This is a genomic window from Saccharothrix algeriensis, from assembly GCF_016907655.1.
Lineage (GTDB): Bacteria > Actinomycetota > Actinomycetes > Mycobacteriales > Pseudonocardiaceae > Actinosynnema > Actinosynnema algeriense.
In genome coordinates this window covers 3,589,016-3,612,666 of sequence record NZ_JAFBCL010000001.1, presented here as the reverse complement: position 1 = coordinate 3,612,666, position 23,651 = coordinate 3,589,016, and the positions used below count along the sequence as shown (strand labels likewise).

The 23,651-nt window shown below is 74.7% G+C and carries 23 protein-coding genes; 13 read left to right on the top strand and 10 right to left on the bottom strand.

Annotated features, from left to right (window positions below):
* Positions 1-13: 13 nt before the first annotated feature.
* The 3 genes from pxpB to JOE68_RS16480 all read left to right on the top strand — a co-directional run bounded on the left by pxpB (position 14) and on the right by JOE68_RS16480 (position 4,141).
* Positions 14-619 (top strand): 5-oxoprolinase subunit PxpB, encoded by a 606-nt coding sequence (gene pxpB / locus JOE68_RS16490; protein WP_204843229.1) that lies wholly within the window; start codon positions 14-16, stop codon positions 617-619.
* Positions 616-1,479: a 5-oxoprolinase subunit C family protein gene (locus tag JOE68_RS16485; protein ID WP_204843228.1), complete on the top strand. Its 864-nt coding sequence runs from the start codon at positions 616-618 to the stop codon at positions 1,477-1,479. Before pxpB ends, JOE68_RS16485 begins: the two co-directional genes overlap by 4 nt.
* 109 nt (positions 1,480-1,588) lie before the next feature.
* On the top strand, positions 1,589-4,141 hold the full coding sequence (locus tag JOE68_RS16480; protein WP_204843227.1) for a glycosyl hydrolase family 18 protein: 2,553 nt from the start codon (positions 1,589-1,591) through the stop codon (positions 4,139-4,141).
* Positions 4,142-4,186: 45 nt separating this feature from the next.
* On the opposite strand, the gene JOE68_RS16475 is transcribed toward JOE68_RS16480, so the two are convergent.
* On the bottom strand, positions 4,187-5,029 hold the full coding sequence (locus tag JOE68_RS16475; RefSeq protein ID WP_204843226.1) for an aminodeoxychorismate lyase: 843 nt from the start codon (positions 5,027-5,029) through the stop codon (positions 4,187-4,189).
* A gap of 34 nt (positions 5,030-5,063) precedes the next feature.
* On the opposite strand from JOE68_RS16475, the gene JOE68_RS16470 reads away from it, so the two are divergent.
* The 5 genes from JOE68_RS16470 (at position 5,064) to JOE68_RS16450 (ending at position 9,633) form a co-directional block, all read left to right on the top strand.
* Positions 5,064-5,498, top strand: coding sequence for a Fur family transcriptional regulator (locus tag JOE68_RS16470; protein ID WP_307819710.1), 435 nt, complete (start codon positions 5,064-5,066; stop codon positions 5,496-5,498).
* Positions 5,495-6,586, top strand: a complete 1,092-nt coding sequence (ygfZ, locus tag JOE68_RS16465; protein WP_204843225.1) for a CAF17-like 4Fe-4S cluster assembly/insertion protein YgfZ — start codon at positions 5,495-5,497, stop codon at positions 6,584-6,586. The genes JOE68_RS16470 and ygfZ overlap by 4 nt, the downstream gene beginning before the upstream one ends.
* Positions 6,587-6,627: 41 nt before the next feature.
* On the top strand, positions 6,628-7,476 hold the full coding sequence (locus tag JOE68_RS16460; protein WP_204843224.1) for a beta-keto acid cleavage family enzyme: 849 nt from the start codon (positions 6,628-6,630) through the stop codon (positions 7,474-7,476).
* A gap of 60 nt (positions 7,477-7,536) precedes the next feature.
* Positions 7,537-8,118: an RsiG family protein gene (locus tag JOE68_RS16455; RefSeq protein WP_204843223.1), complete on the top strand. Its 582-nt coding sequence runs from the start codon at positions 7,537-7,539 to the stop codon at positions 8,116-8,118.
* Positions 8,119-8,421: 303 nt separating this feature from the next.
* On the top strand, positions 8,422-9,633 hold the full coding sequence (locus tag JOE68_RS16450) for an MFS transporter (RefSeq protein WP_204843222.1): 1,212 nt from the start codon (positions 8,422-8,424) through the stop codon (positions 9,631-9,633).
* Between the two features lie 433 nt (positions 9,634-10,066).
* On the opposite strand, the gene JOE68_RS16445 is transcribed toward JOE68_RS16450, so the two are convergent.
* Positions 10,067-10,948 (bottom strand): DUF8083 family protein, encoded by an 882-nt coding sequence (locus JOE68_RS16445; protein WP_204843221.1) that lies wholly within the window; start codon positions 10,946-10,948, stop codon positions 10,067-10,069.
* Positions 10,949-11,110: 162 nt separating this feature from the next.
* Between JOE68_RS16445 and JOE68_RS16440 the strand changes: the two genes are divergently transcribed.
* Positions 11,111-11,296, top strand: a complete 186-nt coding sequence (locus tag JOE68_RS16440) for a DUF3073 domain-containing protein (RefSeq protein WP_204843220.1) — start codon at positions 11,111-11,113, stop codon at positions 11,294-11,296.
* Between the two features lie 69 nt (positions 11,297-11,365).
* Here the strand turns inward: JOE68_RS16440 and JOE68_RS16435 are convergent, their stop codons facing one another.
* On the bottom strand, positions 11,366-12,430 hold the full coding sequence (locus JOE68_RS16435) for an NADH:flavin oxidoreductase/NADH oxidase (protein ID WP_204843219.1): 1,065 nt from the start codon (positions 12,428-12,430) through the stop codon (positions 11,366-11,368).
* A gap of 348 nt (positions 12,431-12,778) precedes the next feature.
* Here JOE68_RS16435 and JOE68_RS16430 point away from each other — a divergent pair, with 348 nt between their 5' ends.
* Positions 12,779-13,465, top strand: a complete 687-nt coding sequence (locus tag JOE68_RS16430) for a Crp/Fnr family transcriptional regulator (protein WP_239562265.1) — start codon at positions 12,779-12,781, stop codon at positions 13,463-13,465.
* 112 nt (positions 13,466-13,577) lie between these two features.
* The gene (locus JOE68_RS16425; RefSeq protein WP_204843217.1) at positions 13,578-14,393 is read left to right on the top strand and encodes a hypothetical protein; all 816 of its coding nucleotides are present in this window, start codon (positions 13,578-13,580) and stop codon (positions 14,391-14,393) included.
* Between the two features lie 272 nt (positions 14,394-14,665).
* Here JOE68_RS16425 and JOE68_RS16420 read toward each other — a convergent pair whose 3' ends face one another.
* From JOE68_RS16420 to JOE68_RS16395, 6 genes are all read right to left on the bottom strand, one after another.
* Positions 14,666-15,451, bottom strand: a complete 786-nt coding sequence (locus tag JOE68_RS16420) for an ATP-binding cassette domain-containing protein (protein WP_204843216.1) — start codon at positions 15,449-15,451, stop codon at positions 14,666-14,668.
* Entirely contained in the window at positions 15,448-16,455 is a 1,008-nt protein-coding gene (locus JOE68_RS16415) for an ABC transporter permease (protein ID WP_204843215.1), read from the bottom strand. The genes JOE68_RS16420 and JOE68_RS16415 overlap by 4 nt, the downstream gene beginning before the upstream one ends.
* Complete coding sequence (locus JOE68_RS16410) at positions 16,452-17,435, bottom strand: sugar ABC transporter substrate-binding protein (protein WP_204843214.1); 984 nt, start codon at positions 17,433-17,435, stop codon at positions 16,452-16,454. Before JOE68_RS16410 ends, JOE68_RS16415 begins: the two co-directional genes overlap by 4 nt.
* Before the next feature lie 113 nt (positions 17,436-17,548).
* Positions 17,549-19,063 (bottom strand): tripartite tricarboxylate transporter permease, encoded by a 1,515-nt coding sequence (locus JOE68_RS16405; protein WP_204843213.1) that lies wholly within the window; start codon positions 19,061-19,063, stop codon positions 17,549-17,551.
* Position 19,064: 1 nt separating this feature from the next.
* Positions 19,065-19,607 carry a tripartite tricarboxylate transporter TctB family protein gene (locus tag JOE68_RS16400; protein ID WP_307819709.1) on the bottom strand — a complete coding sequence of 181 codons (543 nt, stop codon included), beginning with the start codon at positions 19,605-19,607 and terminating at the stop codon, positions 19,065-19,067.
* Between the two features lie 137 nt (positions 19,608-19,744).
* The gene (locus tag JOE68_RS16395) at positions 19,745-20,707 is read right to left on the bottom strand and encodes a Bug family tripartite tricarboxylate transporter substrate binding protein (RefSeq protein ID WP_204846136.1); all 963 of its coding nucleotides are present in this window, start codon (positions 20,705-20,707) and stop codon (positions 19,745-19,747) included.
* 133 nt (positions 20,708-20,840) lie between these two features.
* Here JOE68_RS16395 and JOE68_RS16390 point away from each other — a divergent pair, with 133 nt between their 5' ends.
* Both JOE68_RS16390 and JOE68_RS16385 read left to right on the top strand, forming a co-directional pair.
* On the top strand, positions 20,841-22,409 hold the full coding sequence (locus JOE68_RS16390; protein ID WP_204843211.1) for a sensor histidine kinase: 1,569 nt from the start codon (positions 20,841-20,843) through the stop codon (positions 22,407-22,409).
* Positions 22,406-23,086: a response regulator gene (locus tag JOE68_RS16385; protein WP_204843210.1), complete on the top strand. Its 681-nt coding sequence runs from the start codon at positions 22,406-22,408 to the stop codon at positions 23,084-23,086. The genes JOE68_RS16390 and JOE68_RS16385 overlap by 4 nt, the downstream gene beginning before the upstream one ends.
* Before the next feature lie 129 nt (positions 23,087-23,215).
* On the opposite strand, the gene arfB is transcribed toward JOE68_RS16385, so the two are convergent.
* Positions 23,216-23,644: an alternative ribosome rescue aminoacyl-tRNA hydrolase ArfB gene (gene arfB / locus JOE68_RS16380; protein WP_204843209.1), complete on the bottom strand. Its 429-nt coding sequence runs from the start codon at positions 23,642-23,644 to the stop codon at positions 23,216-23,218.
* Positions 23,645-23,651 lie beyond the last annotated feature (7 nt).

The window sequence follows — 23,651 nt, the reverse complement described above, 5'->3', positions numbered from 1 at the left end:
CTATCCTCCAGCCATGCGGCTGCGGCGTTGCGGTACCGACGCGGTGCTGGTCGAGGTCGACTCGCTCGGCGAGGTCGAGGCCGTGCGCGCGGCGGTCCGGGCCGCCGCGCTGCCCGAGGTGGTCGAGGTCGTCCCGGCGGCGCGCACGGTGCTGGTCGCGACCCGCCCCGGTGGGCTGCCGGCCGTGCTCGGGGTTCTGGAGGACGTCGACCCGGCGCACCGCGCGGGCGTCCCGTCCCACGAGGTGGTGCTCCCGGTCGTCTACGACGGGCCGGACCTGGAGCTGGTCGCGCGGACCGCGGGCCTCACCGCCGACGAGGTGGTCCGGCTGCACTCCGGCGCGACGTACTCGGTGGCGTTCTGCGGCTTCGCGCCCGGCTTCGCCTACCTGGCGGGGCTGCCCGGACCGCTGCGCCAGCCGCGCCTGGACTCCCCCCGCACCAGCGTGCCGGCGGGCTCGGTCGGCGTGGCCGGCGAGTACACCGCCGCGTACCCGAGGTCGACGCCCGGCGGCTGGCGGCTGATCGGCCGCACCGACGCCCCGCTGTTCGACCCGGCCCGGGACGCGCCCGCCCTGCTCGCGCCCGGCGACCGGGTCCGGTTCGAGGCGGTGGGATGACCCGCCGGTCGCTGACCGTCCTGCGCACCGGGCCGCAGGCGCTGGTCCAGGACCTGGGCAGGCCCGGCCACGCGCACCTGGGCGTGCCGCCGTCGGGCGCGCTCGACCAGCCGTCCCTGCGCCTGGCCAACCGCCTGGTGGGCAACCCCGAGGGGGCCGCCGGCCTGGAGGTCCTGCTCGGCGGCCTCGTCGTGCGCGCCTCGGCCCCGTGCACCGCGGCCGTCACCGGCCCCAGCGCGCCGGTGCTGGTCAACGGCGTGCACCGCGACTCGCCGTGCCACCTGCGGCCCGGCGACGAGCTGGCCGTCGGCGCCCCGACCGGCGGGCTGCGCTGCTACCTGGCCGTCTCCGGCGGCATCGCCGTCCCGCCGGCGCTGGGCAGCCGCGCCACCGACCTGCTCTCCGGCATCGGGCCGGCCCCGCTCGCGCCCGGCGACGTCCTGCCGCTCGGCCCGCCGACCGGGATCCCGGTCGGCGCGGACGTCCTGCCGCCCGTGCGGGTCGGGGCCGAGCTGAGCGTCCCCGTCCACCTCGGCCCCCGCGACGACTGGTTCGCCGACCCCGCGGCCCGGCTGCGCGCCGGCCGGTGGGTGGTGTCCGAGCGGAGCAACCGCGTGGGGGTCCGGCTGACCGGCCCCGCGCTCGACCGGACCGACCGCCACCGGGGCCGGGAGCTGCCCAGCGAGGGCCTCGTCACCGGCGCCGTCCAGGTGCCCGCGGACGGCCGACCGGTGGTCTTCCTCGCCGACCACCCCACGACGGGCGGCTACCCGGTGGTCGGCGTGGTGCCGCCGGCGGCGCTGCCGCTGCTGGGCCAGGCGTGCCCGGGGACACCGGTCCGCTTCCGCCCGCAGGGCTGAACGGACGCAAATGGTCTAGACCCATTGTCATTCAAGGTGGCACGACCTACGTTCGGACTTGGCCGCCGTGGTTCTCGACTGTCCCTGTCAATCGAGAGGCACAACCGACATGCGCCGACTAGCCATCGCGCTGGTGGCACTCGCCACCATCGCCACCACCGTCACGCCGGCATCCGCCGCCGCGGGCCTGACCGCGACGTTCAGCAGGACCGGGACCACGGGCAAGTTCGTGGTGTCCAACCCGACGTCGGCCGCCATCACCGGCTGGTCGATCAAGTTCGACGTGCCGCCCGGCGTCACGGTGAGCGGGGCGCAGAACGCGTCGACCACCCAGAACGGGACCAGGGTCACGCTCACCCCGGCCTACTACATCAACACGATCCAGGCGGGCCGCAACACCGACCCGTTCAGCCCGACGTTCACGCTCAGCCAGGAGGCCGACCCGACCTCCTGCACGCTCAACGGCGCGAACTGCGACGGCACCGGCCCCGAACCGCCGCCGCCCGCGCCGGTCACGGCCGACTTCAGCCTGTCCGGCAGCACCGGCAAGTTCATCGTCGCCAACAACACCGACGCCACCCTGTCCGACTGGGCGATCACCTTCACCCTGCCCGCGGGCGTCACGGCGAGCAACGCGAACAACGGCACCGTCAGCCAGAGCGGCAACACGGTCACGGTGGCGCCGGTCCACTACAACAAGTCGGTGGGCCCGCGGAAGACGACCGAGCCGTACAGCCCGACGTTCACGCTCAGCCGCGCGGTGGAGCCGGTGACCTGCCGGATCAACAACGCCAACTGCGACGGCTCGCCGGACGTGCCGCCGACCGCGCCGGGCGACCTGCGCTCGCCGGTGAAGACCACCAAGACCGTGACGCTCCAGTGGAACGCCTCCACCGCCGGCTCCCTGCCGGTCGCGGGCTACGACGTCTACAACGGGACGGCGCTGGCCACCACGGTCACCGGCACCACCGCCACGGTCACCGGCCTCACCCCGAACACCGCCTACTCGTTCACGGTGAAGGCCAAGGACACCAAGGGCACGCAGTCCGCCGCCAGCAACGCGGTCAGCGTCACCACGAACAACCCGGCCGACGACACCCAGCCGCCGACCACGCCGACCAACCTGCGCAGCACCGCCAAGGACGCGGGCAGCGTCACGCTCGCGTGGAACGCCTCCACCGACAACAGCAAGGTCGCGAACTACGACGTGTACCAGGGCTCCACGGTCCGCGCCACGGTCACCGAGACCACGGCGAAGATCGACGGCCTGTCACCGTCCACCGAGTACACGTTCACGGTGAAGGCGCGCGACATCTACGACAACGAGTCCGGCCACAGCGACAGCGTCAAGGTGACCACCGCGGACATCGTCGGCGGCTACGCGAAGGTCGGCTACTTCGTCCAGTGGGGCATCTACGGCCGCCAGTTCTTCGTGAAGAACCTGGACACCAACGGCGCCGCGGCGAAGCTGACGCACATCAACTACGCGTTCGGCAACATCGACCCGGTCAACCTGACGTGCCTGCAGGGCGTCACGAAGGGCACCTCGCCCAACCCGCAGGACCCCAACCAGGGCGACGGCGCGGGTGACGCGGAAGCCGACTACAGCAGGCCGTTCAGCGCGGCGCAGTCCGTCGACGGCGTCGCGGACACCGGCTGGGAGCCGTTGCGCGGCAACTACAACCAGCTCAGGAAGCTCAAGGCCAAGCACCCGCACCTGAAGGTCCTGATCTCGCTGGGCGGCTGGACGTACTCGAAGTACTTCTCCGACGTCGCGGCCACCGACGCGGCGCGCAAGAAGTTCGTGTCGTCCTGCATCGACATCTACCTCAAGGGCAACCTGCCGACCTACAACGCGGCGGGCGGCCCGGGTTCCGCGGCGGGCATCTTCGACGGCGTGGACCTCGACTGGGAGTGGCCGGGCGCGGAAGGCCACCCGGGCAACCACATCGGTCCGGACGACAAGCGGAACAACACCCTCCTGATCGAGGAGTTCCGCAAGCAGATGGACGAGCTGACCAAGACCACCGGCAAGCGCTACCAGCTGACCGCGTTCACGCCGGCCGACCGGGCGAAGATCGACGCCGGCTGGGAGCTGGCCGAGGTCGCGAAGTCGATGGACATCTTCAACGTCCAGGGCTACGACTTCCACGGCTCGGGCAGCGACAACTCGTGGGAGCCCAACCGCACCGGCCACCAGGGCAACCTGTACAAGGACGCGGACGACCCGTACCCGTTCCACTTCAGCGTGGAGGACACGGTCAACGCCTACCTCGAAGCGGGGGTGCACCCGCGCAAGATCACCGTCGGGCTGGCGTTCTACGGCCGCGGCTGGCAGGGCGTCCAGGACGGCGGGAAGAAGGGCGAGTGGCAGTCCGCGACCGGCGCCGCGCCGGGCCAGTTCGCGGAGGAGGCCGGCACGCGCGGGTACTCGAACCTGATGGCCAGCGTGCCCAACTGCACGGTCCACCACGACGAAGCCGCGGTGGCGACGTCCTGCTTCACCGGCAACGGCGGGCAGTGGTGGACGTTCGACGACGTGTGGGCGATCCAGAAGAAGACCGCGTGGATGAAGCAGCGCGGCCTGCTGGGCGCGATGATCTGGGAGATGTCCGGTGACACCGGCACCCTGATGAGCGCCGTCGACACCGGGTTGAAGTAACCCCGGCGCGCCGCCCCCCGCCCTGCCGGGGGGCGGCGCCCCCGGCTAGTACTCCGACTCGTACAGGTCCGCCAGCTCCCCGTGCAGCTGCGCGGAGTCGGGCAGCGCCTTGCCGTCCAGCGTGTGCACGCGCGTGATCTTGCGGACGCTGGAGACCAGGAACACGCCGTCCGCGGCGTACAGGTCGTCCGCCTGGACCGGCGCGACCTCCGTGGTCCAGCCGGCGCGCGCGGCGGCCCGGAACAGCGCGGCCTGCGTCGTGCCGGGCAGGACGCCCAGCGTCGCGGGCGGGGTGGTCAGCGTCCGGCCGCGCGCCGCGACCAGCGTGGACGTCGGCCCCTCCAGCACCGAGCCGGTGGACGTGGTGAACACGACCTCGGCCGCGCCGCGCCGCTCCGCCTCGCGCAGGCTCGCCATGTTCACCGCGTAGGACAGCGACTTGGCGCCCAGCAGCAGCCACGGCGCGCGCTCGGCCAGACCCGGCTCGACACCCCGCTCCAGGGTGACCGCCGCGATGCCGTCGACGCGCTGGCCGATCGCCTTCGCCGGGACCTCCACCCCGAGGGCGAACCCGGTGGGCGTGCCGTCGCCGCCCTCGGCGCCCCGCGTGCAGACGAGCTTGAGGGCGATCTCCCGCCCGCCGGTCCAGTTGTCCACCACCAGGCCGACCGCCCGCTCGAACGCGGCCCGGTCCGGCTCGGGCAGGTCCAGCATGGCCGCCGAGCGGGCCAGCCGGTCCAGGTGCGGGTCCAGCTCCCGGGGCCTGCCGTCCACGACCAGGACCGTCTCGAAGATGCCGTCACCGCGCAGCAGGCCGAGGTCGTCCGCCCTGATCAGCGGGGCGTCCGGGTCGGCCAGTGTTCCGTCGAGCAGGGCGAGCACGCGCATACGGTGAGCCTACTCACGCTCTACCATCGGGCTCGTGGACACCGCGAGCGGCCCCAGGGCCCTGCGCAAGACGCTGCACGACCGGGGCATGAGGATGACGCCGCAGCGCCAGCTCGTGCTGGACGCGGTGCGCGAGCTGGGCCACGCGACGCCGGAGCAGGTCTGCCGCCGGGTGCAGGCCGCGGCGCCCTCGGTGAACATCACGACGGTCTACCGGACCCTCGACCTGCTCGACCGGCTCGGCCTGGTGCGGCACACCCACCTCGGCCACGGCGCGCCGAGCTACTCGGTGGGCGAGCACGAGCACGTGCACCTGGTGTGCCACCGGTGCGGCCACGTCGACGAGGTGCCGTGTGAAACCCTTTCACCCCTCGCCGGAACACTGCGGGCCGAGCACGGGTTCGAACTGGATGCGAGCCACCTCGCGCTGTCCGGTCGCTGCCGCGACTGCCTGAAGGAGAACCCGTGAGCTCACCACTGCTGGCCGTGCCCGGAGCCGTCGCGCCGTTCGAGGGCGCCGTCGACCAAGGCGTGCCGTGGCACTTCGGAGACCCGTTCGCGGAGCAGCGGTCGGCGGCGCGGTCGGTCGTCGTGGTCGACCGGTCGCACCGGGCCGTGGTCGCGGTGCCCGGCGAGGACCGGCTGACCTGGCTGCACTCGCTGACCAGCCAGCACTTCGAGGGGCTGGGCGAGGGCCGGGGCAGCGAGGCGCTGGTCCTGGACGTGCAGGGGCGGGTCGAGCACCACGCCGTGGTCGCGAACGTCGGCGGCGCGGTCTACCTCGACACCGAGGCCGCCACCGCCGGGCCGCTGCTGGCCTACCTGACCAAGATGGTGTTTTGGTCCAAGGTCGAGCCGCGCGACGCGACACCGGAGCTGGCCGTGCTGTCCGTGGTCGGGCCGGAGACCGCGGCGCTGCTCGCCCGGCTGGACGTGCCGCTGCCGGACGTCCTGGGCGTGGCGGCGCTGCCCGCCGGCGGGTTCGTCCGCCGGATGCCGTGGCCGGGCCCGGACGCGGCCGACCTGGTGGTGCCGCGCGCGGAGCTGGCCGACTGGTGGCGCAGGCTGACCGACGGCGGCGCGCGGCCGGCCGGGAGCTGGGCGTTCGAGGCGCTGCGGGTCGAGGCGCTGCGGCCCCGGCTGGGCGTGGACACCGACGGGAGGACCATCCCGCACGAGGCGAACTGGATCGGCGCGGCCGTCCACCTGGACAAGGGCTGCTACCGGGGCCAGGAGACGGTGTCGAAGGTGCACAACGTCGGCCGCCCGCCGCGGCGGCTGCTGCTGCTGCACCTGGACGGGTCGCGCGAGGTCCAGCCCGAGACCGGCGACCCGGTGCTGGCCGGCGACCGGGTGGTGGGCCGCGTCGGGTCCGTCGCCCTGCACCACGAGCTGGGGCCGATCGCGCTGGCGCTGGTCAAGCGGTCCGTGCCGGTGGAGGCCGAGCTGCTGGTCGGGGCGGAGGACCGGGTCGTGCAGGCGTCGGTCGACCCCGACTCCGTGCCGCCGGACACCCCCGGCCTGGGCCGGGAGGCCGCCCGCAACCTCGGGCGGTAGCGACCGCCCGGGCGGGGCGGGTTCTGTGCCAGGATCACGACATGTCCCGACCCGGTTCCCACGGCACGCTGCTCACCGTCGCCCCCACCGGGGCCGAGCACGCCAAGGCCGACGTCCCCCAGCTGCCCGTCACGCTGGACGAGCTGGTCGCCACCGCGGTGGCGTGCGAGCAGGTCGGCGCGGCGGTGGTGCACGTCCACATCCGGGACGCGGACGCGCGCCCGACGCTCGACCTCGGCCTGCTCAAGGACGCCGTGCAGGCGCTGCGCGAGCAGACGTCGCTGGTCGTGCAGCTGTCCACCGGCGGCGCGGTCACCGACCCGGAGGCCGACCGGCTGCGCGTGCTGGACGCGCTGCCCGACTCGGCGTCCTGCACCATGGGGACGGTGAACTTCGGCGACGACGTCTTCCTGAACCGGTGGGAGTTCGTCGTCGCCCTGCACAAGGGGATGCAGGAGCGCGGGATCGCGCCCGAGTACGAGATCTTCGACCTCGGCCAGCTCGCCTCGCTGCGCCGGCTGCTGGACCGGCACGGCCTGCCGGCGGGCGGGAAGGTGCACGTCGACCTGGTGACGGGCGTGCCGGGCGGGATGCCGGGCGACGCGGAGACGCTGGTGGCGGCGCTGCGGCTGCTGCCGGAGGGCGCGTCGTTCTCCGCCACCGGGATCGGCCGCACGACGCTGCCGGTGATGCTGGCCGCGCTGAGCACCGGCGGTCACCTCCGGGTCGGGATGGAGGACACCCTCAGCTACGCCAAGGGCCAACCGGTCCGGGACAACGCGCAGCTGGTCGCGCGCGCCGCGGGGCTGGCGAAGATCGCCCAGCGCCCGCCGCTGACCCCGGCGCAGGCCCGGGAGCTGCTGGGTGCGGGCAGTCCGGTACAGGTTTGAAACAACTTTGGAAGCAGGTTTGTGTTGGCGGGTGGGCAGCATCTACCTCAGGATGAGTACGTGATCGAGGTGCGTCCCGGCGGGCGCCGCCGTATCGACCGGGTGCTCGCCCCCGACTACGCGGAGGGGGTCGAGCAGCTCCCGCTCGCCGAGGTGCGCGCGCTGCGCGACGAAGCGGCGCAGGAGGAGACGGACCTGTCGTACCTGCGGCGGCTGCTGCACGCGCGGATCGACATCGTGCGGGCCGAGCAGGCGCGGCGCACCGACGGCGGCTCGGCGGTGGTCGACCAGCTGGCGACGATCCTGGCCTCGAACGCGGTGGGGCCGGCGACCGGCCTGGGCCGGTACCAGACGCAGGAGCCGTCGCGGGCCGAGGCGCACCGGCGGCACGTCGAGGCGCTGGTGTCGGACGTGGACCTGTCCGACGTCAGCGCGCTGTCGGACGACAAGCTGGACCTGGCGCTGCGGACGTTCGTGAGCGAGGAGGCTTCGGTGTCCGCGCGGCGGCGCGAGGTGCAGGTGGTGGTGGACCGGTTGAACGCCGAGATCGCGGGCCGGTACCAGAGCGGCAGCGCGTCGGTGGACGAGCTGCTGGCCGCCGAGCGCGGCTGGCCCACGAACCCCGGTCGCGCCCGGGACTGATCCCGCTCCCCTCCTCCCGGTCGGCGTCCTCCGCAGGCGCCGGCCGTGCGGTCCGTCCGCCGGATGCCCTCCGCACGCGCACCGGCTCCTCCTTTCGAGTGTTGCCTTGGACGGCCGGTGAGCAGGTCTTTCCGCATGATCACCCGATCGTGACCTTGCTCCACCTCGAACCCCTGTTCGACAATGACAGGGGCCACATTTCGGGGCGGCGCGGACGCGAGGAGGAGGTGATCAGCCCTGGACGATGTACCAACACCTGGGATGACACTCCCAGATCCTGAGCGGTCGCCCTAGCGTGCGGGTATGGGTTACCGCTGGGTCGTCCTGGCCGTGGGCGCGCTGGCGCAAGGCACGAATGCGGCGGTGTTCCTCGGGCTCCCGGCGATCACCCCGCAGCTGCGCGAGCACTTCGACCTGACGCTGCCCCAGGTCGGGCTGCTGCTGGGCGCGGTCAACCTCGGCACGATGCTCACCCTGGTCGCCTGGGGCGCGGTCGCGGATCGCCGCGGCGAACGCCTGGTGATGGCCGTCGGCGGCGTGGGTGCGGCGGCGTGCCTGGCCGTGGCCGCCCTGGGCGGCCCGGTGGTCGCCGGGCTGGCACTGGTGGGTGTCGGCCTGTTCGGGGCGAGCGTCAACGCGGCGAGCGGCCGTGCCGTGATGACGTGGTTCCCGGCGGACCGGCGGGGCCTGGCCATGGGCATCCGCCAGACCGCGACGCCACTCGGCGCGGCGCTCACGGCCGCGGTGCTGCCGGTGGTGGCGGTCGCGGCCGGCGTGCCGACGGCCTTCCTGGCGCTGGCGGGGTTCACGGCGCTCGTGGCCACGGCGGTGGCGGTCCTGGTGCGGGAACCACCGGGAGCGCCCCGCGCCGCGCACGGCCGCGGCGTCGTCCTGACCGACCGCGCCCTGATCCGCCTCAGCGCGGCCACCGGCCTGCTGGTGGTGCCCCAGTTCACCGCCGCCGCGCTGATGGTGGAGCTGCTCCACGCGCACCGCGGTGTGACGGCGGGCGCGGCGGCGGGGCTGTTCGCGGTGGCCCAAGTGCTCGGCGGCCTGGGCAGGCTGGGCGTGGGCGCGTGGTCGGACCGGGTGCGCGACCGGGTGGGGCCGCTGAGGACCCTGAGCGTCGTCGTGGCGGTGGCCTTCGCCGGGTGCGCGGCGCTGCTCCGGGCCCCGGTGTGCCTGCTGGCGGCGGCCCTGGTCGCGACGGCGGCGGTGGCGCTGTGCTGGAACGGCGTGGCGGTGACGGCCGCCGCCGAACTCGCCCCGGAGGGCAGCAGCGGCACGGCGCTGGGGGTGCAGAACACGGCGAACTACCTCAGCGCCACCGTCACCCCGGCGCTGGCGGGCTGGGTGGTGGTGGCCCTGGGGTGGCCGGCGGCCCTGCTCCTGGCCGCCGCCGGGGCCACCGCGGCCCGCCTCCTGCTCGCCCCGGCCTTCACCCCGCGCCACGGCGCCCCCACGCCGCCGGCCGGCCGCCCCGGGCCGGCGGGTAGGGGACGTCGGGCCGGGTAGGGGGCGCCGGGCCGGGTAGGGGGCGCCGGGCCGGGTAGGGGGCGCCGGCGGCGAGCTGCCCGCCGAGCCCACCGACCACGACCGCCTGGGTCGGGGCGCCGCGAGCCGGGCGGGGCCGACCCCTGGGCCAGTACCGGGTAGGGCCACGCCGAGCAGCGCAGAGCTGTCCTGGGCAGAGCTGTCCTGCCCGGGGCTGTCCTGGGCAGAGCTGTCCTGCGCGGGGCTTGCCGGGCGGGCCGTCCTGGGCGGGGTCGTGCCGGCGGGCCGGGGCCGTCCCAGGCGGGCCGGGGTCGTCTCGGGTTGGCGGTGTTCCCGCGGGGTGGCCTCGGGTCGGAGGTCACCGGCTGTCGGCGAGGCGGCGGTGCGGCGCGGGCTGCGCGTGGCTGCGGGGAGCGCCCCGCACGGGTGGCCGGCCAGATGGCCGGCCCGGCGGCTAGCCGTGGCGTTCGCGGCGGGCCAGTTCGCCCCAGAACTCGCGCAGGCGTTCGTAGCGCAGGGCGACCTCCTCGGCGTCCTCGGCTTCGAGCGCGTCCACGATCGCGTTCACGTCCTGCGCGGAGGTGTCCTCCAGCAGGTCCTGGTCCTCGATCAGCTGCACGAGGCCGCCGTAGTCCAGCTCCACCGCCGACCCGGGCGAGAAGTGGTCCAGCCAGCGCGCCGTGTCCGCCAGCACCTTGGCCGGCCCCTCCTCACCCAGGGACCGGGACACGACCTTGTGCGCCCGCGCCACCCGGTGCCGGGCGTCCGCCATGGACACCCGCCACGACACCTGCCGCTCGGGGTCGTCGCGGGGGGCCGGGACGATGCGCCGGGTGTCCGGGTCGACCAGGGCGAACCAGGGCAGCGGCACCGTCCAGGTGGTCGAGATGACGTGGACCGCGCCGCCGGTCAGCTCGGCCAGCACCGCCGAGGCCCGCGCCCGGATGGCCTCCGGACCCACCGACAGGGCTTCGTCCTGCAGCGGCCCGCCGGCCGACGCCAGGAACCCCACCAGCGCCGCCGCCGACCGCGCCCGGAGGTCCAGCGGGCACACCAGGGGGCCGGGGCCCACCTCGCCGGGGACCTCCGCCGGGCTGATGGTCATCACGTCGAACGGCGCGTCGGGCGCGACACGCCCGTCCGGCAGCTCACCCGGCAGCAGCCGGCGCGGCCGGGCCAGTTGTGATCGCAGCCACAGCTCCCGTTCCCGGGCTCCGGCGTCCGCTCGGCTCAACGGGCCCGCTGCCAGGGCTTTTCGCACCCGGTCGGCCAACGGTCCGTCAAGAGCCGACAGCGGTTCGTACACCCTGAGGTAGGCGACGAACGGTCGAGGCACCCGCGCATCCTCCCACGCGGAGAATTGGCGGCACGTGTCACGCCTACCGCGTCGCGAGGAACCCCTTCGACACGGTACGGTAGTTACCAGGAACTAGTTGTCGAGACGAGTGGGGCCGCCGTTCCCCCGGCCGCCCCCGTCCCTGTGCGAGGGGGTCGAGCCATGGGGCGCGGCCGAGCGAAGGCCAAGCAGACGAAGGTGGCGCGGGAGCTGAAGTACAGCTCTCACAACACCGACTTTGACGCCTTGCAACGCGAGCTGTCCGGCGATTCCGACGGCGGGCGCCGTAGCGGCGATGACCGCTACGACGAGCCGTCGGACGACGAGTACGACGACTACCGTCGCTGACACACCACTACCCGCTTCGAAGGTTGGGCTGCCGGTTCCGCACCGGCAGCCCAACCTTTGAGGCGGACCTCAGAACGCCCTGGCGTACTGCTTCGGCGGAGTGACCTGCGCCCCGAGCTCCCCGGCCGCGCGCCGGGGCCAGTACGGGTCCCGCAGCAGCTCCCGCGCGAGCAGGACCAGGTCGGCTGAGCCGTCGGCGACGACCCGCTCCGCCTGCCGGGCTTCGGTGATCAGGCCGACTGCCCCGACGGGCACGTCGGCCTCCCGCCGCACGGTCTCGGCGAACGGCACCTGGTAGCCCGGCCCGACCGGGATCTCCGCCCTCGGCACGTTGCCGCCGGTCGACACGTCGACCAGGTCCGCGCCCGCGGCGGCCAGTTCGCGCGCCAGCACGACGGTGTCCTCGGGCGTCCAGCCGCCCTCGACCCAGTCCGTGGCCGAGACGCGCACCAGCACCGGCACGTCCTCGCCCACCGCCGCGCGCACCGCGGCGGTCACCTCGCGCGCCAACCGCGTGCGGTTCTCCAGCGAGCCGCCGTGGCGGTCGGTCCGCCGGTTGCTCAGCGGGGACAGGAACTGGTGCAGGAGGTAGCCGTGGGCGGCGTGGACCTCGACGACCTCGAACCCGGCGGCGACCGCGCGGCGCGCCGCGGCGGCGAAGTCGGACACGACCCGCGCGACGCCGGCCCCGTCCAGCTCGACCGGCGCCCGGTAGGACTCGTCGAACGGCACGGCGCTCGGCGCGACGGGCGTCCAGCCGCCCTCGGCGTCGGGCACGCCGCCGTGCCCGGCCGCGAACGGCGAGTAGGTGGAGGCTTTGCGGCCGGCGTGGGCCAGCTGCACCCCCGGCACCGCGCCCTGGGCCCGGATGAACGCGGTGATCGGCCGCCACGCCTCGACGTGGGCGTCGTCCCACAGGCCGGTGTCCTCGGGCGAGATCCGACCCACCGCCTGGACGGCGGTCGCCTCCGCCAGCACCAGCCCCGCGCCACCGACCGCACGCGAGCCGAGGTGCACCAGGTGCCATTCGTCGGGGAAGCCGTCACGAGCGGAGTACTGGCACATCGGGCTGACGGCGATCCGGTTCGGGAGCGTGACCGAGCGGAGGATCAGCGGGCTGAACAGCGCACTCACATGCGTCTCCTCGGGTGGTTCCGGTACGACGACGGGTCCTTCGGACCCCTCAACGGGTCCAAGGTCCCGGATCGGACAGGTTGTTCCCCGCGTGACGACCGTCCCACCGCACGGGAGCAGCACAATTCCATTCGATTCGGTATTGCGCGTACATTAGCACGTGATCTTGAATAGGGGGGCGCGGCTCGAAACGCACCGCCGGTCAGGACCAGTTACGCCCATTCGGGTGTACTGTCCGCACCACGTTCGGGGAGACCATCACTTGCCGCCCGACGCAGGTCGGCTCGAATCCCAATTCCCGCCGGTCACGACAGTAACAGGATCCACATGCTGCCCATGCCGACCACGATGACACAGGATCCAGGGTGGCCCAGCAACAGCCTGCTGGGTCGCCTCCGCGACAACACCCGACAAGAGCTGCTGAACATCGGCACGGTCGTGCGCTACACGGCCGACCGGGAGGTCATCGAGCAGGACGCGAACGACACCCACGTCCTCTTGCTGCTCGACGGCGTGGTGAAGGTGCAGACCACCGACGAGACGGGCGACACGGCCCTGCTCGCGATCCGCGTCGCGGGCGACCTGGTGGGCGAGATGGCGGCGCTGGACCAGAAGCCGCGCTCGGCCACCGTCGTGACGTGCGGCGACGTGGTGGCGAAGCTGATCACCAGCGGTGAGCTGATGAGCTTCCTGCACCGGCGCAACGACGTGTTCGTGGAGCTGATCGGGATGATCAACGACCGGCTGCGCTGGGCCAACCAGCGCCGCCGCGACTTCCTGTCCCACCCCGCCGCCGAACGGGTGGCCCGAGTGCTCGTCGAGCTGGTGCAGACCTACGGGCGGGAGGAACCGGCGGGCTGGACGCTGGGGATCCCGCTCACCAAGGTCGAGCTGGCCTCCATCGCCGGGATGAAGCCGAGAACGGCGGAGAAGGCGTTCAGCGACCTGCGCAAGGCGGGGGTGGTCGTGAGCCACCTCCGGCGGGACGTGCTGGTGCCCGACCTGGAGGGCCTGCGGAAATTCGCGGGCATCTGAGAGCGGGGCCGCAGTTCTGCGGCATCCGCTCCCGGGCGGTGCTCCACAGTGGCCCTGCACCCCGGTCAGCCCCGGCGGTGACGCCACCGCCACTTCCCGAAAGGCCGAGTCCATGAGTCCTGCCACGTTCCGGCGCAGCCTGCTGGTCTGCTGCGACCTCAGGCGCTACGGCGCGGCTGACGACCAGCTCCAGCGCGACCTGCAGGAAGTCCTGGTCCGCAGCCTCGACCAGGCGGGCCGGGCGGCCGGGCTGGACCGGTCGACGTGGCACCGCCAGGCCAAGGGCGACGAGGAGTGGGCCGTGCTGCCGCCCGACGCCCCGGAGCACCTGGTCGTCGACCACTACGTCCGCGCGCTGGCGGCGGAGCTGTCGGCGGCGAACCGCTACCGGGTGCCCGAAGCGCGCGCCCGGTTGCGCCTCGCGATCCACCACGGCGCGGTGGTCGACGGCGCGAACGGATTCCCCGGTCAGGATTCCGTGTTGGTCTCCCGGTTGTTGAACAGCAAACCGGCGCATATCGCCCTCGACGAATTCCCGGAGGCCGATCTGGTGGTCGTGCTGTCGGAGATCGTGTATTCCACGCTGGTGCTGGCCGGGCACACCACCCTGCGCCCCACCGACTTCCGCCGGGTCGAAGTGGTGGAGAAGACCTTCCGCGGCCACGGCTGGATGTGGGTGCCCAACGGCGACGTCCACGCGCTGCACCTGCCCGGCGCACCGGCCGCGCCGCGGGAGCTCGCCGCGCCGCAGGGGGCCACCGTGCACCAGAGCGCCACTGCCACCGGGGGTTCGACGGTGGTCCAGGCGGGCGCCGACGCGCACGTGCCGATCTGGCAGCACGCCGACTCGGTCCAGTACTTCTCCCACAACGACCAGCGCGGGTCGAGCTTCGGCCCGACCGGCGGCAGGGGAGGGCAGGCCGGGTAGCCGGGGAGCGGGCGCGGAGCCCGCCGCCGGCCGGCGTCGTCGCGGACGCGCCGGTCGAGGCGGTGGGCGATGAGGGGTGCGCGCGTCGGGACGGCGGCGCGGGTCGGCGGTCGCGCGCGCCCACCTGGCCGCGGCCGGACCGGCTCGCACGACCACCGACCCGCGCGGTGGCCCCGCGCGCACCCGTGCAGCCACCTCGCGCGGCCGGCCCGCACAGCCGACCCCGCACAACCACCCGGCGCTGCCGACCCCGCGCGGCCAACCCCGCGCGGTCACCCGGCGTCGCCCCGCAGTTCGCGCTCCAGCGCCGCCGCCCCCGCGCCGCCCGCCATCCCGGCGGCCGACCCCACCGGGCCGATCCCCGACTTCATGTGGCTGCTCACCACCCGGCCGCGTTCGAGCAGCAGGAAGCGGTCGCCCACCGAGTAGGCGTGCTGCGGGTTGTGGGTGATCAGGACGACGCCCAGCCCGCGGTCGCGCGCCCGGGCCACGTGCCGGAGCACCAGCCCGGCCTGCTTGACGCCCAGCGCGGCGGTCGGCTCGTCCAGGATCAGCACCTTCGCCCCGAGGTGCACGGCCCGCGCGATGGCCACGCACTGCCGCTCGCCGCCGGACAGCGTGCCCACGGGCTGCTCCACGTCCCGCAGGTCGACGCCCAGCGCGGCCAGCGCGGACCGGGTGACCTCGCGGGCCCGGCGGCGGTCGAGCAGCCGGAGCGGCCCGAAGCCCCTGGTGGGCTCCGAGCCGAGGACGAAGTTGCGCCACACGCTCATCAGCGGCACGACCGCCAGGTCCTGGTGCACGGTGGCGATGCCCCGGTCCAGCGCCTCGCGCGGCGAGGCGAACCGGGTCTCCTCGCCCGCCACCAGCAGCACGCCCCGGTCGGGCCGGTGCACGCCCGCCAAGACCTTGATCAGCGTCGACTTGCCCGCGCCGTTGTCGCCCAGCACGCAGGTCACCTCGCCCGCGCGGACCACCACCGAGACGTCGCGCAGCGCGACGACGCCGCCGTGGCTCTTGCCGATGCCCCGGGCCTCCAGCAGCGGCGCCCCGGTCATCCCCGCACCCCCTCCACCCGCCGCCGCAGCGCGTTGTTGACCAGCACGGCGGCCAGCAGCAGCACGCCCAGGAACAGCTGGAACCAGTCGCTGTCCCAGTTCGCGTGGACGATGCCCTGCCGGGCCATGCCGAAGACCAGCGCGCCGAGCGCCGCGCCCACGACCGAGCCGAACCCGCCGGTGAGCAGGCAGCCGCCGATCACCGCCGCGACGATGAACTGGAACTCCAGCCCGATCCCCTGGTTGGCCTGCACGCTGGTGAACCGCAGGATGTTGATCGTCCCGACCAGCCACGCCGCGCCCGCCGTCGCCATGAACAGCAGCACCTTCGTGCGCCGCACCGGGACGCCCACCGCGCGCGCGGCCTCCACCGCGCCGCCGACCGCGAACACCCGGTTGCCGAACGGCGTGCGCGCCAGGGCCGTCGCGGCGACCGCCGTGCACAGCACCCACCACGCGATCGACACCGGGAACGCCGTGCCGCCGACCTGGACGGTGGACGCGAACACGAACCCCGCCGACTCGTAGCCGGGAACCGACCGCATCCCGGACACCTGCACGGTGCCGGTGACCAGCCGCGTGACGCCCAGGTTCACGCCCTGGAGGGCGAGGAACGCGCCGAGTGTGACGATGAAGCTCGGCAGCCCGGTCCGCAGCACCAGCCACCCGTTGAGCGCGCCCACCGCCAGCGCGAACACCAGCGAGGCGGCCAGCGCGGGCCAGGCGTTCCAGCCCAGCCGGGTGGACAGCACGGCCGTGACCAGGGCGGTGGACGCCGTCATCACCCCGGCGGACAGGTCGAACTCGCCGCCGATCATCAGCAGGGCCACCGCGACCGCCACGATGCCCAGCGCGGACGCGTCGTCCAGCCAGGTCGCCACCCCGCCGGGGCTGAGGAACCGCTCGGTCGCCACCGAGAAGAACGCGAACACCAGCACCGCGCCGAGCAGCGCGCCGACCTCCGGCCGGGCCGCCAGCCGGTGGAGCGGCCCCGGCGAGGTCACCGGGTGCCCCGCGCGGCGTACTCGGCGACCCGGTCCACGGTGGACCGGTCGACGAAGCCCGGACCGGTGAGCACCGGCCGGCCGCCGCCGACGGTGTTGGCGTTGTCGTGGTGGAGCTTGAGCGCGACGATCGCCAGGTAGCCCTGCTCGTACTGCTGCTGGTCGACGGCGAACAGCACGTCACCGGCCTTGATCGCGTCCGTGACGTCGGGGCTGAGGTCGAACGTCGCCACGGCGGTCCCGGCCGACAGGCCCTTGACCGCGCTCACCGCGCCGACCGCGACCTGCGGGTTGAGCGCCAGCACCGCGTCCACGGCGGGGTCGGCCTGCAACGCGCCCCTGATGCGGGCCGCCACGTCGGTCGGGTTGTTGATGTCGACCCGCAGGTCGACCACCGAGCCGCCGAACCCGGCCCGCGCGCCGGCGCAGCGCTGGTCGAGCCCCACGTTGCCGGCCTCGTGGACCACGCACACCAGCCTGGTCCTCCCGGCGGCCCGCAGCCGAGCGCCCGCCTGCTCCCCCGCGATGCCCTCCTCCTGGCCGATGTGCGCCAGCGCCCCGAACGCGGTGCTGTGCTCGCTGCCGGAGTTGATGGTGACGACCGGGATCCCCGCCGCCACCGCCCGGCCGACCGACGTGCGCAGCGCGTCCGGGTTGGCCATCGACACCACGATGCCGCCGACCCCCTGCGACACCGCGTTGTCGACCAGCGCGGACTGCCGGCCGGGGTCGCCGTCGGAGTGGTAGTCCACCGCGACGCCGAGCTGCCCGCCCGCGTCGGTGGCGCCGTTCTTCACGACGTTCCAGAACGCGTCGCCGGCCGTGCCGTGCGTGATCACCGCGACGCGCAGGTCGCCGGTGGCGCGGTCGAGGACCGTGCCGCCGGCGGGTCGGTCCGCCCCGCCGGGGCCGGTGCAGGCCGCCAGGGCGAGGGCGAGGGCCGGCACGAGGGCGGTGAGCGGTTTCCGGGTGGCTGTCATCGTCGCTCCTCGCGGGAGGTGTGGCGGGGAGAGCACTCGGGACCCATGCTGTTGGCCGGGGCGGGCCGCCGTCAACGCGCCGGGCGGCGGCAGCCGGGCCGCCGCCCGCGGGGTCAGGCGTCGACCTCCGGCCGCGCTTCCCGGCCCGACCGCCTGCGCAGCGCCCGGCGCGCGAGCGGCCACACCAGCAGGACCGCCACCACGCCGTGCACCGCGACGGCCAGGGGGGTGTCGACCAGGCCCGTGAGCGAGCCGTCCGACAGCTGCAGGGCCCGGCGCATCTGCTGCTCGGCGGCCGGGCCGAGGATGACGCCGATGATCGCGGGCAGCACCGGCAGGCCGTAGCGGCGCATCGCGAAGCCCAGCAGGCCGATCACGAACATCACCAGCAGGTCGAACACGTCGGCGTTGACCGCGTAGGCGCCGACGCTCGCGAAGAACAGGATGCCCGCGTACAGGTACGGCCGGGGGATGCGCAGCAGCTTCGCCCACACCGGGGCCAGCGGCAGGTTCAGCACCAGCAGCAGGCACAGGCCGACGAACAGCGACGCGATCAGCCCCCACACCAGCGCGGGCTCCCGCTGGAACAGCAGCGGTCCCGGCTGGATGCCGTACTGCTGGAACGCGGCCAGCAGCACCGCCGCCACCGCCGTGGTCGGCAGGCCCAGCGTCAGCATCGACACGAGCGTGCCCGCCGCCGACGCGGACGCCGTGGCCTCCGGGCCCGCCACGCCCTCGATCGCGCCCCGGCCGAACTCGTCGCGGTGCTTGGACAGCCGCTTCTCGGCCACGTACGACAGGAACGTGGGGATCTCCGCGCCGCCCGCCGGCACCGCGCCGAACGGGAACCCGATGAGCGGCCCGCGCAGCCACGGCTTCCACGCGCGCCGCAGGTCGGCGCGGTGCAGCCACGGCCGGCCGACCGGGATGGGCCGCACCGCCGCGCGCCGCAGGTGCGCCGCCACCCACAGCGACTCGCCCACCGCGAACAGCGCCACCGCCACCACGACCACGTCGACGCCGTCCGCCAGGTGCAGCGACCCGAACGTCAGCCGCTGCTGCCCGGTCATCTCGTCCAGCCCGACCAGGCCGATGGCCAGCCCGACCAGCAGCGAGGCGAACCCGCGCACGCGGGACGCGCCGAGCACGGAGGTGACGGCGACGAACGCCAGCACCATGATCGCGAAGAAGTCCGGCGCGCCGATGTCCACGGCGTGCGCCGCCACCACCGGCGCCAGCAGGACGAGCAGGGCGGTGCCGATGAGGCCGCCGACGAAGTGCCCGATCGCGGCGGCGGCAAGCGCTTGCGCACCGCGTCCCGCGCGCGCCATCGGGTTGCCGTCGATCGCCGCGACCACCGCCGCGCTCTCGCCGGGCGTGTTGAGCAGGATCGACGTGGTGGAGCCGCCGAACATGCCGCCGTAGTAGATGCCCGCGAACATGATGAACGCCCCGGTCGGCTCCAGGCCGTAGGTGACCGGCAGCAGCAGCGCCACCGCCATCGCCGGCCCGATGCCGGGCAGCACGCCGATCGCCGTGCCGAGCAGCACGCCCAGCGCGGCCAGCCCGAGGTGCGCCGGGGTCAGCGCGGTGGCGAACCCCTCGACCAGGTTCCCGAACGCCTCCACGTCAGAGCACCCCCACCAGCGGGCCGCCCGGCAGCGGGACGCCCAGCAGCACGTCGAACACCGCGAAGGTCAGCACCGACAGGCCGGCGGCGAGCAGCGGGTCGCGCACGAAGTGGCGGCTGCCCAGGGCGTAGGCGGCGCCCCAGAACAGGATCGCGCCGGAGATCGGGAAGCCGACCACGCCGATGAGCGCGGCGTTGGCGAGGAACGCCCCGCACAGCAGCAGGACCGTGCGCCAGTCGGCGGGCGCGTCCGGGTCGACGTCCTCGCCGCCCTCGGCCTCGCCGCGCCCGCCGCGCAGCACGTCGCGCGCCAGCAGCGCCGCGACGACCAGCAGCGCCGCGCCGACGACGACCGGGACGGCCTTCGGGCCGACCGGGCCGCGCTGGGCGAAGTCGGTGGGGATGCGGACGGCGTCCACGAGCACCAGGACGCCCAGGGCCACCAGGACGGCGCAGACCCCCAACTCGGAGTGCTCCCGCCACCACGACCGCCGGTCCGGGCCGGCTCCGCCGCCACCCTTCGGGCCACCACCACCGGTCACGCCGCCACCCGTCCGACCGCCACCCGTCCGACCTCCGCCCGTCAGACCGCCACCCGTCCGACCGCCGCCACTCGTCCGACCACCACCGGTCAAGCCGCCGCCGGTCAGGCCGGCCCCTTCGACACCTCCGCCGCCCGTCATGCCAGCCCCAGGTCCTTCAGCACCGTCGCCACCCGCTCGTTCTCCTCCCGCAGGAACGACCCGAACTCCGCGCCGGGGGTGAAGGCGTCGGTCCAGCCGTTGCGCGCCAGGGCCTCCCGCCACTGCGGGCTGCCGTGCAGGTCGGTGAAGAGGTCCACCAGGCGCGCGCGGTCCGCGTCGGTGATGCCGGGCGGCGCGACCACGCCGCGCCAGTTGGTGAACTCCACGTCCACCCCGGCCTCGCGCAGCGTCGGGGCGTCCACCCCGGGCAGCCGCTCGCCGCCGGTCACCGCCAGCACCCGGAGCCGGCCCGCCTCGATCTGGTCGCGGTACTCGCCCACGCCGGACACGCCGAAGGCGACCTTCCCGCCCAGCACCGACGCCAGCAGCTCGCCGCCGCCGTCGAACGGGACGTAGTTGACCTGCCGGGGCGGCAGGCCGACCGCCTTCGCGATCAGCATGGGCGCGAGGTGGTCCGGCCCGCCGGGCGACGACCCGCCGCCCACCGGCACCGAGCCCGGCGCGGCGCGCCAGGCGGCCAGCAGCTCGCCCAGCGCCCGGTACGGCGAGTCCCGGTCGACCACGACGATGTCCGGCTCCTCGATCAGCTTCGCGATCGGGGTCGTGTCCAGCAGCGACGACGGGGACCGGTTGGTGTGGACGCTGCCGACCACGCCGAGGCCCATGGACATCACGAGCCTGCCGTTGCCGCGCTCGCCGACCGTCCGCCCCAGGCCGACGGTGCCGCCCGCGCCGGGCAGGTTGAACACCTCGGCGGTGCGGATCAGCTCCGCGTCCTCCATGGCCTTCGCGGCGGTGCGCGCGGTGACGTCGTAGCCGCCGCCGGGCGCGTTGGGCACCAGCACCCGCAGGGCGCGCAGGCCCGCCTGGGGTTCCGCGCCGGACGTCAGCAGCGGCGGCACCAGGACGACCACCGCCAGCGCGCCGGCCACCGCCAGCCAGTTGCTCCACCGGGACACAGCGACCTCCGCCTCTCCTCCGCGTGGTTCGACATGGTGCCCTCGTGTAGACAGTGAAGTCCCGCTTGCGCGCCTTGAGGTTCTTTTGGTCGTTGTGGTCACGGAGGTGCCGATGGGTGGACGCGGTTCGCTGGCCCGTCAGCTGCTCGGGTGGCAGCTCTTCGTCGTGGTGGCGCTGCTGTGCGCGGTGGGCGCGCTGTCGGTGGTGCAGGCCGGGGAGAACTTCCGCACCACCGAGGGGCGCCGGATGCTGTCGGTGGCCGAGGACGTGGCCGCCACCCCCGGCGTGCGGGCGCTGCTCGCCGACCCGGCCGCGCCCTGCTGCGCGCTGCCCGCGCGGCTGGCCCCGTTCGCCACCAGCGCCCAGAGCCTGTCCGGCGCGAGCTACGTCGTCATCGCGCGGGCCGACCGGACCATCCTCGCCTCGCCCGACCCGCGCCGGGTCGGCGAGCCGCTGGCGACCGGCGGCAGCACCGCGCCGCGGGGCCGGTCGTGGGTGGGCGAGCTGGACGGCGCGACGGTGGCGCACGTCCCGGTGATCGGCGACGGCGGCGAGGTGCTCGGCGTGGTCGCCGCCGGGCGGCGGGCGGCGGGGTTCTGGGAGGGTGTGCTGGACTCGCCGGACGACGCGCTGCGGCTGCTCGGCGCGGCCCTGGTGATCGGCGTGGCCGGGTCGCTGCTGCTCGCGCGGCGGGTGAAGAACCAGACGCTGGGCCTGGAACCGCACGAGATCACCGCGCTGGTGGAGTACCGGGAGGCGCTGCTGCACGGCATCAAGGAGGGCGTCGTCGCGCTCGACCCGCACCAGCGGATCACCCTGGTCAACGACCACGCCCGGGAACTGCTCGACCTGCCGCCCGAGGTCGTCGGCCGGGCCGTGGACGACCCGGGCCTGGCCCTGGACGGGCGGCTGCGCGACGTGCTCACCGGGCGGTCCACCGGCGCCGACCAGCTGGTGCTGGGCCGGGGGCGGGTGCTCACCCTGAACCGGATGCCCCTCGACGTGCACGGCGCCGTGGTGACGCTGCGCGACCGCACGGAGCTGATGACGCTCCAGGAGGAGCTGGACGCGAACCGGCACGCCACCGACACCCTGCGCGCGCAGGCCCACGAGTTCAGCAACCGCCTGCACACCATCGCCGGGCTGGTCGAGCTGGGCGAGTACGACGAGGCCCGCGGGTTCATCGACCGGATCAGCGGCGCGCAGGGCCGGTGGCGCGCCGAGGTGGGCACGCGGATCGCCGACCCGGCGGTGGCGGCCCTGCTGATCGCCAAGGCGAGCCTGGCCGCCGAGCGCGGCATCGGGCTGCGGCTCGACCCGGGCAGCGCGCTCGGGCCGGTGGACGAGGTGCTGTCCACGGACCTGGTGACGGTGCTGGGCAACCTCGTGGACAACGCGCTGGACGCGCTGGCCGGACGCGGCTGGGTCGAGGTCTCGGTGCGCCTGGTCGACGGCGAGGTCCGCGTGGTGGTGCGGGACTCCGGCCCCGGTGTCGCGCCGGGGCTGGCGGAGGAGGTGTTCCGGCACGGGTTCACCACCAAGGCCGCCGAGCAGGGCCGGCGCGGGCTGGGCCTGGCGCTGACCCGGCAGACCTGCCTGCGGCGCGGCGGGTGCGTGCGGGTGCACAACGAGGACGGCGCGGTGTTCACCGCCCGGCTGCCCGTGGCGGTGCCGGCGTGATCCGGGTCCTGGTGGTGGACGACGACTTCATGGTCGCGAAGGTCCACAGCGGGTACGTGGCGCGGACGCCCGGCTTCGAGGTCGTCGGCGTCGCGCACACCGGGGCGCAGGCGCTGCGGCTGACCCGCGCCCTGCGGCCCGACCTGGTGCTGCTGGACGTCTACCTGCCGGACCTGGACGGGTTGGGCGTGCTGAGCGAGCTGCGGGCGGTGCGCGACGAGGTGGACGTCATCGTGATCACCGCGGCGACCGACGTCGACACCGTGCGCAGCGCCCTGCGCGGCGGCGCCCTGCACTACCTGATCAAGCCGTTCGAGTACGCCGCGCTGCGCGACCGGCTCGCGCACTTCGCCGCGCTGGACCGCAGGCTGGGCCGGTTGGCGTCGGCGGGCCAGGCCGACGTGGACGAGGTCTTCGGCGCCCGGCCGCGCACGTCGACCGCGCTGCCCAAGGGGTTGACCGCGCAGACGGCGGGCCTGGTCGAGCGGGTCCTGCGGGACCGGCCGGGCGGGGTGTCGGCGCGCGAGTGCGCCTCGGCGACCGAGCTGGCCCGGGTGTCCGCGCGCCGGTACCTGGAGCACTTCGTGGCGACCGGCCGGGCGGAGGTGCGGCTGCGGTACGGCGGCACCGGGCGGCCCGAGCGGCGGTACGTGTGGCTCGACCGGCCCGCGGGTTGACGGACCCGCCGACCGGTCCCCGGCTCGGCGGACACCGCGACCGGATCCCGCGACCGGATCCCGCGACCGGGTCCCGCAGCCGGGTCCCGCAGCCCGATCCCGGGGCCCGGGTTCGGCGGGCCCCGCGGGTCAGTCCCAGCCACCGCCGCGGCGGCCCTGCTTGGTCTGCGCGCGGCGCTTCTTGGCGGCGATGCGGCGCTCCTGCGAACCCCTGGTGGGCTTGGTGGCCCGGCGGACCGGGGGCGGGGCCGCGGCGGCGTCGCGCAGCAGGCGGGCCAGGCGCTCGCGGGCCGCCGCGCGGTTCTGCAGCTGGGCGCGGTGCTCGCTCGCCGCGACGGTCAGCACGCCGTCGACCAGCCGGCGCCCGAGCCGGGCGAGCATCCGCGACCGCAGCCACTCCGGCACGGACGGCGAGGACGCCAGGTCGAACGACAGCTCGACCCGGCTGTCCGCCGTGTTGACGCCCTGCCCGCCGGGCCCGGAGGACCGCGAGAAGCGCTCGCTCAGCTCGGCCGCCGGCACCACCAGCGCCCGCGTCACGATCAGGTCCTCGGCCACGCGACCA